Source organism: Rhizobium sp. LjRoot30, assembly GCF_964253915.1.
Classification (GTDB): Bacteria; Pseudomonadota; Alphaproteobacteria; order Rhizobiales; family Rhizobiaceae; genus Metarhizobium.
On record NZ_CAXUSG020000002.1, the window covers coordinates 160,397 to 175,010 of the forward strand.

A 14,614-nucleotide genomic window follows, 5' to 3' on the forward strand; every position below is an offset into this window, starting at 1 on the left:
CTCTTATCCTCACGCCTTGATCTTCGCCATGTCGGGATCGACCATCGGCCCAAAATGCAGGCTGGCCGGGGTCTTTTCGGAGGCCACGACAAGTTCGTAGGAGCCGGCCTTCAGGTAATCGTCGGTGACGCCGTCCTCGAAACGCACGTAGCCATAACCGATGTTCTTGCCGATGGTGTAGCCGAAGCCGCCGCTGGTAAGGTAGCCGACCGGCTTGCCATCGCGCAGGATGGTTTCGCGGCCGACCAGCACCACGTCCGGATCGTCCACCGTAAAGCCCATGAAGCGTTTTTTCAGCGGCTTGCCCTGGATCTGCTGCAGGGCGTTGCGGCCGAAGAAATCGGTGTTCTTCTTCAGTTTCACCGCCCAGCCGAGACCGGCTTCGACCGGTGTGTCGTTCGGCGTGATATCCGAACCCCAGGCGCGATATCCCTTCTCCAGCCGCAAGGATTCCAGGGCGCGGTAGCCGATCGGGCGGATGCCGTAGTCCTTGCCGGCCTCCATCAACCGGTCGAAGACGGCGCCGATGGCGGCGATCGGCACATGCAGCTCCCAGCCCAGTTCGCCGACATAGGTGACGCGCAATGCCCGGACGATATGCCCGGCGATGTCCAGTTCGCGGACGTGGCCGAAGGGGAAGGCGGCGTTGGAAACATCCGTGTCGGTGACGGCGGCGAGCACGTCGCGCGCCTTCGGCCCCATCAGCGACAGGGTGCCCCAATCCTCGGTGACATCCTTGAGGGTGGCATCGAGACCGGCCGGGATATGGTCCTCGATCCAACCGAAATCATGGGTGCGGAAACCGGTGCCGGTGACGATGTAGAATTTTTCCTCGGCCAGCCGTGCCACCGTCAGGTCCGCCTCAATGCCACCGCGGGTGTTGAGGAGCTGGGTATAGGTCAGCCGGCCGACCGGCTTCGACACATCGTTGGCGCAGATCCAGTCGAGCGCCTTGAGCGCGTCGGGGCCGCTCATTTCATATTTCGAGAAGGAGGATTGGTCGAAGATGCCAACCGCCTCGCGCACATGGCGATGCTCGTCGCCGACGGCATCGAACCAGTTCTGCCGGCCCATGGAGTAGACGTCTTTCGCCTCCGTGCCTGCCGGTGCGAACCAGTTTGGGCGCTCCCAACCGAGCTTGGAACCGAAGACGGCGCCATGCTTTTTCAGCCGTTCATAGAGCGGCGAAACCAGCCGTGGCCGGCCGCTTTCATATTCTTCGTGCGGGAAGCCGATGGTGTAGTGCTTACCGTAGGCCTCCAGCGTGCGGTCGAGCACCCACTGGCGGTCGCGATGCATGCCGGCGAAGCGACGGATATCGACGACCCAGAGATCGAGCGGCGCCTCGCCGTCCACCACCCATTGCGCCAGCACCCAGCCGGCGCCGCCGCCCGAGGCGATGCCGAAGGCGTTGAAGCCGGCGCCGACGAACATGTTCTTGCATTCCGGCGCGACGCCGAGAATGAAGTTGCCGTCCGGCGTAAAACTTTCCGGACCGTTGATCATCTGCTTGACGCCGACCTTTTCCAGCGCCGGAACACGCTCGATCGCCTGCGTCATGTGCTGCTCGAAATGGTCGAAATCGTCGTCGAACAGGCGGAAGGCCCACTCGTCCGGCACGTCGCCGGTGGTCCAGGGCTGCGGGTTGGGCTCGTAGCCGCCCATGACGAGGCCGCCGACCTCCTCCTTGAAGTAGGTGCGCCGGTCGGGGTCGCGGATCGTCGGGGCATCGGTCGAAAGCCCGTCGATCTTTTCGGTGATGATGTATTGATGCTTGACGGGCTGCAGCGGCACGTTGATGCCGGCCATCTCGCCCACCTGCCGCGCCCACTGGCCGGCGCAGTTGACGACCTTTTCGCAGGCGATGTCGCCGAGCGTCGTCTTGACGGTGACGATGCGGCCGTCCTTGATCTCGAAGCCGGTGACGCGGACATTCTCGACGATCTTCGCCCCATGCATACGGGCGCCCTTGGCGAGCGACTGCGTGATGTCGGAGGGGCTGGCCTGGCCGTCCGTCGGCAGCCAGCTTGCGCCGACGAGGTCGTCGACATTCATCAGCGGCCACATCTTCTTCACCTCGTCCGGCGAGACGAGGTGCATGTCCATGCCGAAGCTGCGGGCCGTCGTCGCAAGGCGGCGGAATTCCGTCCAGCGGTCCTGATTGGTGGCAAGCCGCAGGCAGCCGGTCATCTTCCAGCCGGTCGCAAGACCGGTCTCCGCTTCCAGGCCCTTGTAGAGATCGACGGAATATTTCAGCACGCGGGTGATCGAGGCCGAGGAGCGCAGCTGGCCAACGAGGCCCGCCGCGTGCCAGGTCGAACCCGAGGTCAGGGCGCCCTGTTCCAGCAGCACCACATCGGCCTTGTGATCGCGGGCGAGGTGATAGGCGGTCGAGCAGCCGATGATGCCGCCGCCGATGACGACGATCTGGGCGTGGGAGGGCAGGGTCATGATGCGTGTTTCCCGTAGGTTGTCTGATAGTGGTCCAGCGCTTCTTCGAGGCGCCTGAGATTGTCGGCGGTGTAGCCGATGTAATCGGCCCCCGGCGCGGAAAGGTAGAGTTCCGAAACCATGCTTCACATCGCCTCGCGCAACAGCGAGGCGCATTGCATTGCCGCCATCGAGCGGCGGATTTCGGGGGTCGGCTCATGGCCGAAATAGGCGGTGAGGAAATCGTCCGACTGTTCCGTTGTCAGCCCGGCATTCGAGGTGGCGCCGGCGATATCGAACATGGCGGTGGAGAAACCGGCATATTCGAAATCGATCAGCCACAGCCGCTCGCCATCATCGAGAATGTTCGACGGCAGCAGGTCGTTGTGGCCGAAGACGATCGGCAAGGGGGCTTGCGCCGCCTCCAGCCTTTCGGCGAGATGCAGATAACCGGAGAGATAGGGGCGCATCCGGCTGTTGCTGGTCTCCAGCGTGCGGGCATAGTCGCGAATGACATGGAAGGCCCAAAACATGAAACCCGCCCCGGAAACGTGGTGCGGCATCTGCCGGTGGAAGCGCGACAGAAGTTCGGCTACTCTTGTTCGCTCGCGGGCGACGTCTTCGCCGCCGAACGTGCGGGCGCCGAGGAAGGCCGAGACCATGATGCCCGGTTCGGCATATTCGACGCGGGGCGCGAAACCGGCGTCATGCGCCGCCTTCGCCGTCATCAGCTCGCGGGCGCGGAACACGTGGTGGAAGGGATAATCGACGCCGAAGCGGACGACATGGCGGCCGTTGGCATCCGAAACCACGAAGCTTTCATTGCTCAACCCGCCTTTGAGTACGGCGATATCGATCTGGCCGTTCCAGCAGGGCAGGGCGGCAATGCGATCTTCCACGAGGGGCAGCTGGATGGTCTCGCTCATGCCATTCTCTCCTTCATGCGGGCGGCACCCGCCGAAATCAGCCGGTCGGCGATGATGGCGATGAAAGCGACGGCAAGGCCGGCGACAATGCCGCGACCGGTATCGGCCTTGGTGAGCGCGATATAGACCTCCTGACCGAGATCGCGGGTGCCGACCAGCGCCGTGATCACCAGCATGGACAGGGCGAACATGATCGTCTGGTTGAGGCCGAGCAGGATTTCCGGCAGTGCCAGCCGGAGCTTGATCTTCGTCAGGATCTGTCGCGGCGTGCAGCCCATGGCGCGCCCGGCCTCGACCACCTGCGGATCGACCCGCTGCAACCCGAGCACCGTGTAGCGGATCGCCGGGGCGACGGCGTAGGCGACGATGGCGATCATCGCGGTGAAATCGCCCACCCGGAACAGCATGACGACCGGCATCAGGTAGACGAAGGAGGGCAGGGTCTGCAGCGTATCGATGACCACCTGCAGCCAGCGCCACAAACGATCACGTTCCGAGGCGAGAATGCCGAGCGGAATGCCGATCAGGCTGGCGACGATGACCGAGATACCGCAGAGATAGACGGTGATCATCGCCTTTTCCCACTGGCCCGTCGCGGCAATCAGGAAGGAGAGACCGCCCGCCGTCAGCGCCAGCCGGAAGCCGCCGAGGCGGTAGCCGGCAAGCGCCAGCAACAGCACGACGCCGAGCCAGGGCAGTTCGCCGAGAAAACGCTTGAACGGCACCAAGACATTGAGAAGCACGATGTTGCGCAGGGCTTCCAGCGTGTCGAAGAAATTGACGTTGATCCAGCGCACCACCTCGTTCCAGAAGCTGCCGGTGGAAAGTGTCAGGTTTTCCGGAAAGGTTTGCAGCGCCGGGAGAAGAAGCCCGAGCACGAAACCCACGACGATGATTACGAGGCTGGCGACGAGATAAGGATGGCGGGCGATTATCGATGTGCGGTGTTCTGCGGGCAGCGGCGCCCCGGTCTTTTGGGCCAGAGCCTGGCTCAGCCGGTCGAGGGCGACGGCGAGCGCGACGATGGCAAAACCGGCTTCCAGCCCGGCGCCGATATCGAGACGGCGGAGCGCGCCGAGCACATCGAAACCGAGGCCACCGGCGCCGATCATCGAGGCGATGATCACCATGTTCAGCGACAGCATGATCACCTGGTTGACGCCGACCATCAGCGCGTCGGCGGCGGAGGGCACCATGATCTTCCAGGTCATCTGCCGGCGAGAGCAACCGACCATATGGCCGAGATCGCGGATTTCCGAGGGCACGGAGCGCAGGCCGAGCACGGTGATGCGCGCCATCGGCGGCAGGGCGTAGATCAGCGTCGCGACGATCGCCGCCGTCGGCCCGAACCCGAAGAAGAACAGGATCGGTACAAGATAGGCGAAGACCGGAATGGTCTGCATCAGGTCGAGCAGCGGCGTCAGCGCCTTTTCGAACAGCGGCCAGCGATAGGCGGCCAGACCGAGCAGCAGGCCGAGCACGACGCCGATCGGCACGGCAACGAGGATCGATGCCAGCGTCACCATGGCGCTGGTCCACTGTCCGAAGACGATCAGGAACCCGAAGCAGGCGGCGACCAGAACGGCGAGGCGTCGGCCGCCGGCATAATAGCCGGCCAGCGTCACCAGGAGCAGCACGGCGATGTAGGAGAGCGGCGGAAACACCTGCACGGCGCTCGATCCCTGTCCCGAGAGGAAACCGGTCGCAAGCAGGCTGAGCGCCAGCCGGTAGGGAATATCGATCACGGCGGCGATGAAACGGGTCAGGTCGGTGAAGGTGAAAAGACCGAAGGTTGCGTCGTCCAGCAGCCATTTCGTCCAGCGGCCGATATGGCGGGCGGCAGGGATCTGCCATGCTTTTGGATAATCGAAGACCCATTTCCCCAGGCTCGGGCCGATCTGCCATACGATCAGCAGCAGGACTGCAGCACCGCCGAACATCACCATGTCGCGCATACCGGAGGCGCGGGCAGGGGCGGTATCGTGGATGGCGAGGCGGTGGGAGGGGGCGTGCGTCATCGTCCTCAGCCCCGTATCATCAGGTCGACGACATCGGTGCGGGCAAGGATGCCGCGCGGCCTGCCTTCGGCATCGACCACGCCAACCGTCTCGCCCGCATCGGCAAACAGCGGCGCGGCTTCGGCGACGGTGGCGCGTTCGCGGACGGTCCTTGCCGGAAAGGCGCCGTCGATTGCACGCATGATCGAGCCGGCGCGGATCACCTTGGCGCGGGCGATGTTGCGGGTGAACTCCGCCACGTAGGGCGTTGCCGGGTTCAGCACCAGCTCTTCCGGCGTGCCGGCCTGCACCACGACGCCATCCTTCATGATGGCGATGCGGTCGGCAAGCCGGATCGCTTCGTCGAAATCGTGGGTGATGAAAACAATGGTTTTTTGCAGCGCCGCCTGCAGGCGCAGGAATTCGTCCTGCATTTCCCGCCGGATCAGCGGATCGAGTGCCGAAAACGGCTCGTCGAGAAACCACAATTCAGGCTCGACTGCGAGCGACCGGGCGATGCCGACGCGCTGCTGTTGCCCGCCGGAAAGCTGCCGCGGAAAGACGTGTTCCTTGCCCGAAAGTCCGACAAGCTCGATCATCCGCCGGGCGCGTTCCTCGCGCTGCCTCCGCTCCACGCCCTGGACCTCCAGCGGAAAGGCGACGTTGGCAAGCACGGTGAGGTGCGGCAGCAAGGCGAAATGCTGGAAGACCATGCCCATCTGGTGGCGGCGGATTTCGATCATCCGCGCTTCGCTGGCATCAAGGAGATTTTCGCCGTTGAAAACAATCTCGCCGGAAGTCGGCTCGACCAGTCGCGACAGGCAGCGCACCAGCGTCGACTTGCCGGAGCCGGAAAGGCCCATGATAACGAAAATTTCACCGGTGCGGACTTCGAGATCGACGTTGCGGACAGCAGGAACGAGACCGGCGGCAAGGAGGGCATCAATATCGGGCGTATTGCCTGCGGCGCGCAGCCGATCGCGTGCGCCGGCGCCGAATATCTTCCAGACATTGCGGCAGACGAGTTTGGTTTCGGAGGTCATGAGATTTCCGTTGAGCGAACGGCCTTCGGCCTGTCGAAAGCCGGCAAGGAATGGCGCCCCCTCCGGGCAGGGATTGGAGGAGGCGCCACTGCCCTCACGTCATTTCTTGATCCATTCGGACCAGCGGGCTTCATTGGCGGCGATCCATTCCGCCGTCACGTCCTCGACCTTCTTGCCGTCGAGATCCACCTTGGCGATCATCGCGCCCATTTCGTCATTGTCGAGCTTGAAGGCGGAGATCGCCTTGTGAGCGCCCGGCCACTTGTCTTTCACGCCGGACCAGCTGACCTTCCAGATCGGGCCGAACGGCTTGCCGCAGTCATAGGCGGAATCTGGGTTCACACCGGTGGAAGCATCCTCGTAGCAGGCCTTCGAGAAGGGCGGGAACTCCACCCATTCGCCCTTGTATTTGATCGGCGCCCAATGCGGCGCATAGATCCACAGCAGGATTGGCGCCTTGCGCTGGTAAGCGCTTTCCAGTTCGGCGAAGAGCGCGGCGTCCGTGCCGGCATGGATCACTTCGAACGGCAGCTCGAGGGCTTCGACGCGCTCGTCGTCAAACCCGCCCCAGGTCACCGGGCCGCCGAGATACCGGCCTTTCGGCGCGGTTTCGGGAATGGAAAAGGCTTCGGCGCAGGCTTCGCTCTTCAGGGCCTCCCAGTTCGGAAGGCCGGGGCATTTTTCCTTCATGTACTCAGGAAACCACCATTCTTCCTTGGCCTGCATGCCGGTTTCGCCGAGATTTTCCACCTTGCCGGTCGCCGTTGCCGCATCCATCGCCTCGCGGCCGGTTGTCTCCCAGATTTCCATCGCCACATGTAGGTCGCCGCTCTCCAGCCCGGCAAACTGGGCGAGATAATCGGCCTGGACATATTCGATCGAATAACCGGCCTTCTTCAACACCTCGCCCATAATGTGGGTGGTGATGAGCTGGCCGGTCCAGTCGTGCAGCGTCAGCTTGATCGGATCTGTGGATTCTTGTGCATTCGTCGGCGCGGCAATGGAAGCGCCGGCCAGCATCATCGCGGCGGCGGCAATTTTCGGCAGGCGGGCAAAATCAAGCATTCGAGGTCTCCCAGTCGAGCTCGTTAAAGTCCTTATCTCTGATGAGGCACCCGACCGTCGTTCCCCGTACTTTTGTATCTTGTGACAGCGGTGCGTGTCGCCAATGACACGTCATATGGCGCGACTTGTCAATGCGGTTTGTGGTTTTGATGTGATTTTATGACCGATTGTGCGGCATGGGATTGCCGCTTTCGAAGTGCTCCGGTATGACTTTCTCATATACGGGTGGAACAGCAGTCATGACATCTTCGAAACGACACAGGGATATTTTGCGCCTGCTGGAGCGCGACGGCACGGTGGCGATTGCCGATCTAGCCCGCAAGCTCAACGTTTCGCTCGAAACCGTGCGCCGCGATGTCAAGCCGTTGGTGGGAGACGGCAGTGTTATCAAGATTCATGGGGCGGTTTGCCTTCCTTCCGTCGTCGGCGAAGCGCCGTTCGAAAAGCGCATGCGCGAAAACAGCGAGGCGAAGAAGGATATCGCCGCCGCCGTGGCGCGCAGCATTCGCGACGGCGATTCGATCATGATGGATACGGGCACCACCACCAGCTTTCTGGCCAGGGAATTGCTCGGCCACCGCCGCCTGACAGTGGTGACCAACTCCTCCGATATTGCCCGCACGCTGGCGACGGTGAACGGCAACAAGGTCTACATGGCAGGCGGGGAACTGCGCAGCGACAACGGCGCGGCTTTCGGCGCCACGGCTATCGAATTCGTCAGCCGCTTCAGTGTCACGCATGCGGTGATTTCCACCGGCGCCGTCACCGTGGACGGCGTCTGGGACTACGATCTGGAAGAGGCCGAGTTCGCCCGCATGGTGGTCAGCCGGGGAAAGCGCGGCGTGGTGGTCACGGACCACAGCAAGTTCGCCCGCCAGGGCCTTGTAAAGGTTTGCGATTTTTCAAGAGTGACGGAACTCGCCACGGACTTCGCACCGCCGGAGGATATTGCCAGGGCGCTGGAGGCCGCCGGCGTCGAGCTGATGTTGTCCTCTCTAAGAGCGCGAGCGGCGGCAGTGATTTCCTAGGCGGCTTCGTCGCATTTGAAAATGGAACCTGCCCACCATCCATCAAGATTTGCATAAGATGGATTATGGAACTTTTATGCGTTCCGATGTTGGCGTGTCCTCAATTATTGTTGCCGCAAGCCGCGGCACAGCGCGCTGCTCAAAGGTCCCATCCTCAATTCGTGCTGAAGATGGGAGCCGAAGCCGGACTGGCGGGCGGTTCGACCCGCCAACACAAAGCGTTTACGCCGTTGGAAGGACTCACGAACCGGAGAATTTCACCGTTACGCCACGTTGCCGAAAGTAGGCCTGCATGAGCTTTCTGCCGGAACGGTTGTTCTGCACGAGCCTGGTCGGGTCGAATACCGCTTCCTTCAAACCCTCCTTCGTCAAGGCTGCCTTGAGAGTTGCGATATGCGCGTCGATGTCGGCATTGTCCGCCTGAAGCGATTCATAAATGCGGTTTATGGCATCTGCTACGGTCGGTTCGCTCACGATTACATTCCTCATATTGCCTGGCTGGTGCTTAGCACAGTTTCAGCTTGACCGTATCGTGGTGAAAAATGCCTTCGTCAATAGGAAACGATGTGACGTGCACCCGGAAGGCTCCGGCTTCGCTGGTCCATTTCAGGGTTCACGTCAGGGCTCGCGCCTATAGGCTTTCCGTCTGATTAGGACGGCTTTCCCAAACTCAAAGCGTATTCCGGTAGATATCGCCGTCTTTCATGATCAGCGACAACCGCGACGGGTCCTGCAGCGCATTCAGATCGTCGAGCGGGTTGCCGTCGACGACCAGCAGATCTGCACGCAGGCCGGTTTTGACCTTGCCGATCTGGTCTTCCATCTGGAACAGTTCGGCCGCATAGCTGGTTGCCGAGCGGATGACCTCGATGGCCGGCAGGACTTCGCCGCGGATCTTGAACTCCATGGATTGGTGTCGGTGGATCGGGCCGATAAGGTCGGTGCCGTAGACCATCTTCACCCCATGCCGCTGCGCGACCTCAAGCTGCATCGATCCGACGTCGAGGACATATTTGATCTTGGCGTGCAACTCCGCCGGCATGCCGATCTGTAGTCCCTCCTCCCACATCGTTGTGTATGCGACGAGGGTGGGCACGAGGATGGCATTGCGCTCCTTCATCATGATCGCCGTTTCGTCGTCGAGAAAGTTGCCGTGCTCGATCGAGCGGACGCCGTTTTTGACCGCATGCTGAATGCAGCGTGCCGTGTAGGCATGCGCCATGACGTATTTCCCGGCATTTTCCGCCTCCTCGACGGCAGCGCGGATTTCTTCGCCGGAAAATTGAACGAAATGAATGGGATCGGTATAGGAGGCAATCCCGCCGCCGACCATGAGTTTCACCTGGCTGGCGCCACGGCGGATCTCGTCGCGGGCTGCGAGGCGGACCGCATCGACACCGTCGGCAATGCGGCCGAGGCTGGGGACGTAATAGTGACTGTCGAACTCGCTCTCGCCGGCACCGCGCATGTCGCCATGGCCGCCGGTCTGCGAGATCGCCTTGCCGCTGTAGAGGATGCGCGGGCTGGGGATGAGTTTTTCCTCGACGGCACGGGCCAGCCCGAAATCGGCGCCGCCGGCGTCACGGACGGTGGTGAAGCCGCGCATCAGCATGCCCTCCAGAACCGGCATGGCCCTGAGCGCGGTGTAGAAAGGCGACCATTTCGTCAGTTGCAGGAAGCTGTTGATCGGCACGATCACATGCACATGCGCGTCGCAGAGGCCGGGCATCAGCACCTTTCCCTTGACGTCGATGATCTGGGCGTCGGCGACCGTCAGCTTCGTATCGCCGATCTCGGCGATCTTGCCGTCGCTGACGAGAACGTCGCGTTCCCCGAGAAGTGTCCCTGCGTCCACATCCAGGATCGATGCGTTCTTGAGAAGGGTCCGGCTCATTGTCTTTTTCACTTTCTGATGACGCTGGGGAAAACGGGGCGATAAAGCTGCATGGCGGTACCGCTGAACATCTCCTCCTGCTCGGAGGGTGAAAGCCAGCGCACGCATTCGGCGTAATCCGTGTAGATGTCGCGGAAAGACCGGAAGAGTTTGTCGACGGGAAAATTGCTGGCAAACATCAGGCGCGACGGGCCGAACAGATCGACCAGTTCCGCAATCAGCGGCTTGACATCCTGCTGCGTCCAGCCGGGCAAAAGCATGCCGAAACCGGAAATCTTGACGGAGACATTGTGGCAGGAGGACAGCAGCCGCATGCCGGCCTTCCATCCTGACAGGTCTCCTGTCCTGAGCCCGTCCGGCATGCCCGCCTGGTTGATGATGATCCGGGTCTCGGCATGGGTTCTCGCCAGCCGGGCGACGTCGTCCATCTGATGCGGATAGACCTGCGTATCGAAGGACAGTCCGTAACCGGCAAGCTTGCCAAAATTGCGTATCCAGCGTTCGTCCCGCAGGTAATCGCTGCGCTCGACATAACGAAGCTGCGGGTCCGGATGCCATGCGACGATATGGCGGATGCCGCGGAACAGCGGCGATGCCGCCATATGCGCCTCGATCAGTTCCACCGCCTGGGGACTATCGAGCGCCACCTGGCCGACGATCGCATTGGGGAAGCCGCTTTGCTCATGCAGTGTCTGTACGAAGCCTGTCTCTCCGACCGGGTTTTCCGGGTCGAACCCGCCATCCAGGTGTACCGTGCCGATGAGGTCGAAATCCGCCGTGTCGGCGAGATAGTCTTCCGGCAGGTAATCCTTGCGGATGGGAGCGGGGTCACCGACGATGGAGGGCGTGCCCGGCTCCATCCAGGGATAGCTGTTGCGATCGAGATCCCAGAGGTGGTGATGCGGGTCGAAAACCTTCAGACGATATGACTTTCCCTCATCTGCTGCCCTTGCGGGAGTTTGGCGTGCCCTACCGATTTGTTTTCCAACATCCATTGCGACTGTTCCAACGACAGAATTGCTCGTTCGGAAGCCATTTTGCGTTGTCGGGCTTGATTGACAATACGGACGGAGTTGTGTCTCCATGACGAAAAGTCATGAGGTGGACATGCGATGAAAAGAGCCGGGCCTGACAGTTCCACGCCGATCGATGCCATCGAGCGCGAGGGAAGCCTGCCGTCGCTGACAAGCCTGCGGGCATTCATCCTGGCGGCGCAATACAAGAGTTTTTCGCGGGCGGCGGAAGAGCTGAACATCACGCAGAGCGGCGTCAGCCGCGCCGTGCGCTCCATCGAGGAAATCACCGCGACACCGCTGTTCGAGCGTACCGGGCACGGTCTGGTGCTGACGGAATCGGGAGCGGCCTATTTCGAGGAAGTATCGACGCTGCTGAGCGAATTGGGAGCCGCGACACTCCGGCTTGCGACCTACAAGAGCACGCATGAATCGCTCAGCATCGCAACGCTTCCCAGCCTCGGCAGCCGTTGGCTGGCGCCGCGCCTGATCCGCTTCCTCAAGCAGAATCCGACGATCGATATTTCGGTCACCGGAAGGATCGGCCACTTCGAATTCGACGGCAGCAACATCGATGCCGCGATCCATTATGGCAGCGAGGCGTGGCCCGGGAGCCTGTCGGAACTGATCATGGATGAAGTTCTGGTGCCGATGTGTTCGCCGGCGCTGATCAAGAAAGGTGTCGCCCCGAATGCGCGGCTGCTGTTCGAACTGACCCTCATCCAGCACACCCATCGGCCAACGGCCTGGCGCGAGTGGTTCAAGGATGTCGGCATCGATCATCCTCATCCGAACCAGGGGCCGCGCTTCGAGCAATATCAGATGGGCATAGAGGCAGCGATTTCAGGGCTGGGGGCTATCCTGATGCCGCCATTCATGGTTCTCGACGAATTGACGTCGGGCCGGCTGGTGCTGCTTCACAGCGTTCCGGTACCGACGCCGTGGCGGTATTATCTCGTCTACCCAAAAGGCAAGCGCAGCAAGCCGGGTGTGCAGAAATTCAGGACGTTCCTGCGGGCCGAAGCGCGGCGCACCGCGGAGCAGACCCTGCAGCTGATGCGGTAGGACGGCCAGGAAAACATGCCGCAAAAAAGGACCGCCCCACCCTTTCGGATGCATGGCGGTCCAGTCTTGTGATGCGGCTTGGGAAACCGCATCTGGGAAAATCAGCGGCCCCTGTTGGCCTTGCGGGAGAGATAGGCGTCGAGGATCACGGCGAGGGTCAGAATGGCCCCCTGCACTTCCAGCCGGGTTTGCGTCGAGGCGTTGACCAGCAGCATGCCGTTGGAGACGCTGCCGATCACCAGGGCGCCAGTCAGTGCCGCCCATACCGAACCCCTGCCCCCGAACAGGCTGACTCCGCCGATGACGGCTGCGGCAATCGCTTCCAGCAGAAGCGTGGTATCGGCCGAATCCGGAGAGACACCAAGGACGCGACCGGCGGCGATCATGCCGCCCAGGGCTGCGAAAACCCCGGTGAGCGTGAAGGCTGTGACCCGCAGGAACCGGACGGAGATCCCGGCGCGGCGGGCTGCCTCCGCATTGGCGCCAATGGCATAGAGGTAAACACCGAAGCGGGTCTGGGTCGTGACATAAGCGAAGAAACCCAGCAGGCCGAGCAGGAATGCGACGAGCAGCGGAACGCCCCTGTAGGAATTGAAGACGGCGATGACGATGGCGCCGACGATGGCAAGTGCCGCGGCAGGAGCAACGACCGACCAAAGGAACGACGCCGGCAAGCCGTTGCGTTTCTTGGCGTTATAGGATTGCAGCCGAAAGACGAGGCTGAGCAGGATGACCACACAGAGCAAGGCAATGCTGACAAAAGCTGGAAGATAGACCGTCGCGATCTTGCCCAGCGGCTGGCCGACCAGCGAAATCAGGTTGGAGCTTGCCGGCAGCAGATCGAGCAGAATGCCTTGCAGGATAAGCGATGTCCCGAGCGTCACGATGAAGGCGGGCGCTCGGAAGTAGGTGATGACAAGGCCTTGCACACAGCCGATCGCCGCGCCGATGAGCAGGCCTGCGGTCACGGCCGTGACGGTGTCGAAACCTTGGTTGACCGCCATACCCGCCGTGATCGCCGCCGAGACTGCGCCGGTGGCGGCGACGGAAAGGTCGATTTCGCCGATCACCAGCACGAACATCAGGCCCAGCGCGACAATGCCGGTGGTGACGATCTGCAGCGACAGGTTTGAGAGGTTTCGCGGGCTGAGGAAAAGCGGGTTCGCCCAGGCGAAATAGGCCCAGATGAGCACGAGCGCCAGAAGGACCGGTAGCATGCGATACCGTGTCGCCAGCGCTCCCAAGGCAACGTCAAACTTCATTTTGCGAGATTCCTGCGTGACGGGTTTGGCGAAGGCGGCCGAGGTCGTTATGTGATCAGACATGGGCGGCTCCTTCGCTGCGGGACCGGGCGGCCATTTCTTCGTTGCTGATCATTCCGGTGATGGCGCTGACCAATTCTTCGCGGGTGTATTTGCCGCGGCTGACTTCCGCCACCTTGTTGCCGAGCCGCAGCACCACAACGCGGTCGGCCACCTGCTGGACGTCGCCCAGATCGTGGGAAATGACGATCACTGCCCTGCCCTGGGCGCGCAGGCGCTCGATCAGGTTCAGCACCTGCTTGCGCTGCGCCACACCCAGTGCGGCTGTCGGTTCGTCGAGCAGGACGACACGCGGATCGGTAAGGATCGAGCGGCAGATGGCAACGGATTGACGCTGCCCGCCGGAGAGCGAGTTGGCCGGGACGTTGATATCGCGGATCTTCACGTCGAGGTTCGCCAGCACCTCCTTTGCCCGCGCCTCCATGCGGGCGCGGTCGAGCCGGCGGCCCTTGTACCATGGATGATAATATTCGCGGCCGAGGAAGAGGTTCTGCACGGTGTCGAGGTTGTCGCAGATGGCGAGGTCCTGATAGACGGTCTGGATGCCTGCGGCATTGGCGTCATGCGGGCTTTTCAGCGAAAGCGGCGTTCCCGACACCAGGATTTCGCCCTCGTCCGGCGACTGAATGCCGGAAATCGTCTTGACCAGCGTGCTCTTGCCGGCGCCGTTGTCACCGACCAGGGCGACGACTTCGCCCGGCCATATGCTGAGCGACACCTTGGTAAGGGCAGCAACGCCTCCGAAACGGATCGACACGTTGCGGACCTCCAGGATCGGCGGTTCGTTGTTGTTCATGACTAGGACCCCATTTTGTTTATTTGCAGGAGCCG

The 14,614-nt window shown here is 62.1% G+C and carries 11 protein-coding genes and 1 pseudogene; 2 read left to right on the top strand and 10 right to left on the bottom strand.

The features are described 5' to 3' along the window. Nucleotides 1–9 precede the first annotated feature (9 nt). The 5 genes and pseudogenes from ACSQ3I_RS04740 to ACSQ3I_RS04760 all read right to left on the bottom strand — a co-directional run bounded on the left by ACSQ3I_RS04740 (nucleotide 10) and on the right by ACSQ3I_RS04760 (nucleotide 7,461). Nucleotides 10–2,451, bottom strand: a complete 2,442-nt coding sequence (locus ACSQ3I_RS04740; RefSeq protein WP_435996539.1) for a GcvT family protein — start codon at nucleotides 2,449–2,451, stop codon at nucleotides 10–12. Then, nucleotides 2,448–3,356, bottom strand: a pseudogene (locus ACSQ3I_RS04745) (phosphotransferase). Before ACSQ3I_RS04745 ends, ACSQ3I_RS04740 begins: the two are co-directional and overlap by 4 nt. Next, entirely contained in the window at nucleotides 3,353–5,374 is a 2,022-nt protein-coding gene (locus ACSQ3I_RS04750; protein WP_435996541.1) for an ABC transporter permease, read from the bottom strand. Before ACSQ3I_RS04750 ends, ACSQ3I_RS04745 begins: the two are co-directional and overlap by 4 nt. A gap of 5 nt (nucleotides 5,375–5,379) precedes the next feature. Then, complete coding sequence (locus ACSQ3I_RS04755; protein ID WP_435996543.1) at nucleotides 5,380–6,396, bottom strand: quaternary amine ABC transporter ATP-binding protein; 1,017 nt, start codon at nucleotides 6,394–6,396, stop codon at nucleotides 5,380–5,382. A gap of 99 nt (nucleotides 6,397–6,495) precedes the next feature. Next, nucleotides 6,496–7,461, bottom strand: a complete 966-nt coding sequence (locus tag ACSQ3I_RS04760; RefSeq protein ID WP_435996545.1) for an ABC transporter substrate-binding protein — start codon at nucleotides 7,459–7,461, stop codon at nucleotides 6,496–6,498. A 239-nt stretch (nucleotides 7,462–7,700) separates the two neighbouring features. Here ACSQ3I_RS04760 and ACSQ3I_RS04765 point away from each other — a divergent pair, with 239 nt between their 5' ends. Continuing rightward, the gene (locus ACSQ3I_RS04765) at nucleotides 7,701–8,489 is read left to right on the top strand and encodes a DeoR/GlpR family DNA-binding transcription regulator (protein ID WP_435996547.1); all 789 of its coding nucleotides are present in this window, start codon (nucleotides 7,701–7,703) and stop codon (nucleotides 8,487–8,489) included. A 240-nt stretch (nucleotides 8,490–8,729) separates the two neighbouring features. On the opposite strand, the gene ACSQ3I_RS04770 is transcribed toward ACSQ3I_RS04765, so the two are convergent. From ACSQ3I_RS04770 to ACSQ3I_RS04780, 3 genes are all read right to left on the bottom strand, one after another. Then, nucleotides 8,730–8,966, bottom strand: coding sequence for a hypothetical protein (locus ACSQ3I_RS04770; protein WP_435997543.1), 237 nt, complete (start codon nucleotides 8,964–8,966; stop codon nucleotides 8,730–8,732). Nucleotides 8,967–9,159: 193 nt separating this feature from the next. After that, nucleotides 9,160–10,383: an amidohydrolase family protein gene (locus ACSQ3I_RS04775; protein WP_435996548.1), complete on the bottom strand. Its 1,224-nt coding sequence runs from the start codon at nucleotides 10,381–10,383 to the stop codon at nucleotides 9,160–9,162. 8 nt (nucleotides 10,384–10,391) lie between these two features. Continuing rightward, complete coding sequence (locus tag ACSQ3I_RS04780; protein WP_435996550.1) at nucleotides 10,392–11,378, bottom strand: amidohydrolase family protein; 987 nt, start codon at nucleotides 11,376–11,378, stop codon at nucleotides 10,392–10,394. A 117-nt stretch (nucleotides 11,379–11,495) separates the two neighbouring features. Here ACSQ3I_RS04780 and ACSQ3I_RS04785 point away from each other — a divergent pair, with 117 nt between their 5' ends. Continuing rightward, nucleotides 11,496–12,461, top strand: a complete 966-nt coding sequence (locus ACSQ3I_RS04785) for a LysR family transcriptional regulator (protein ID WP_435996552.1) — start codon at nucleotides 11,496–11,498, stop codon at nucleotides 12,459–12,461. Nucleotides 12,462–12,562: 101 nt separating this feature from the next. Here ACSQ3I_RS04785 and ACSQ3I_RS04790 read toward each other — a convergent pair whose 3' ends face one another. Continuing rightward, entirely contained in the window at nucleotides 12,563–13,786 is a 1,224-nt protein-coding gene (locus ACSQ3I_RS04790) for a sugar ABC transporter permease (protein WP_435996554.1), read from the bottom strand. Continuing rightward, nucleotides 13,779–14,579, bottom strand: a complete 801-nt coding sequence (locus tag ACSQ3I_RS04795; protein ID WP_435996556.1) for an ATP-binding cassette domain-containing protein — start codon at nucleotides 14,577–14,579, stop codon at nucleotides 13,779–13,781. Before ACSQ3I_RS04795 ends, ACSQ3I_RS04790 begins: the two co-directional genes overlap by 8 nt. Nucleotides 14,580–14,614 lie beyond the last annotated feature (35 nt).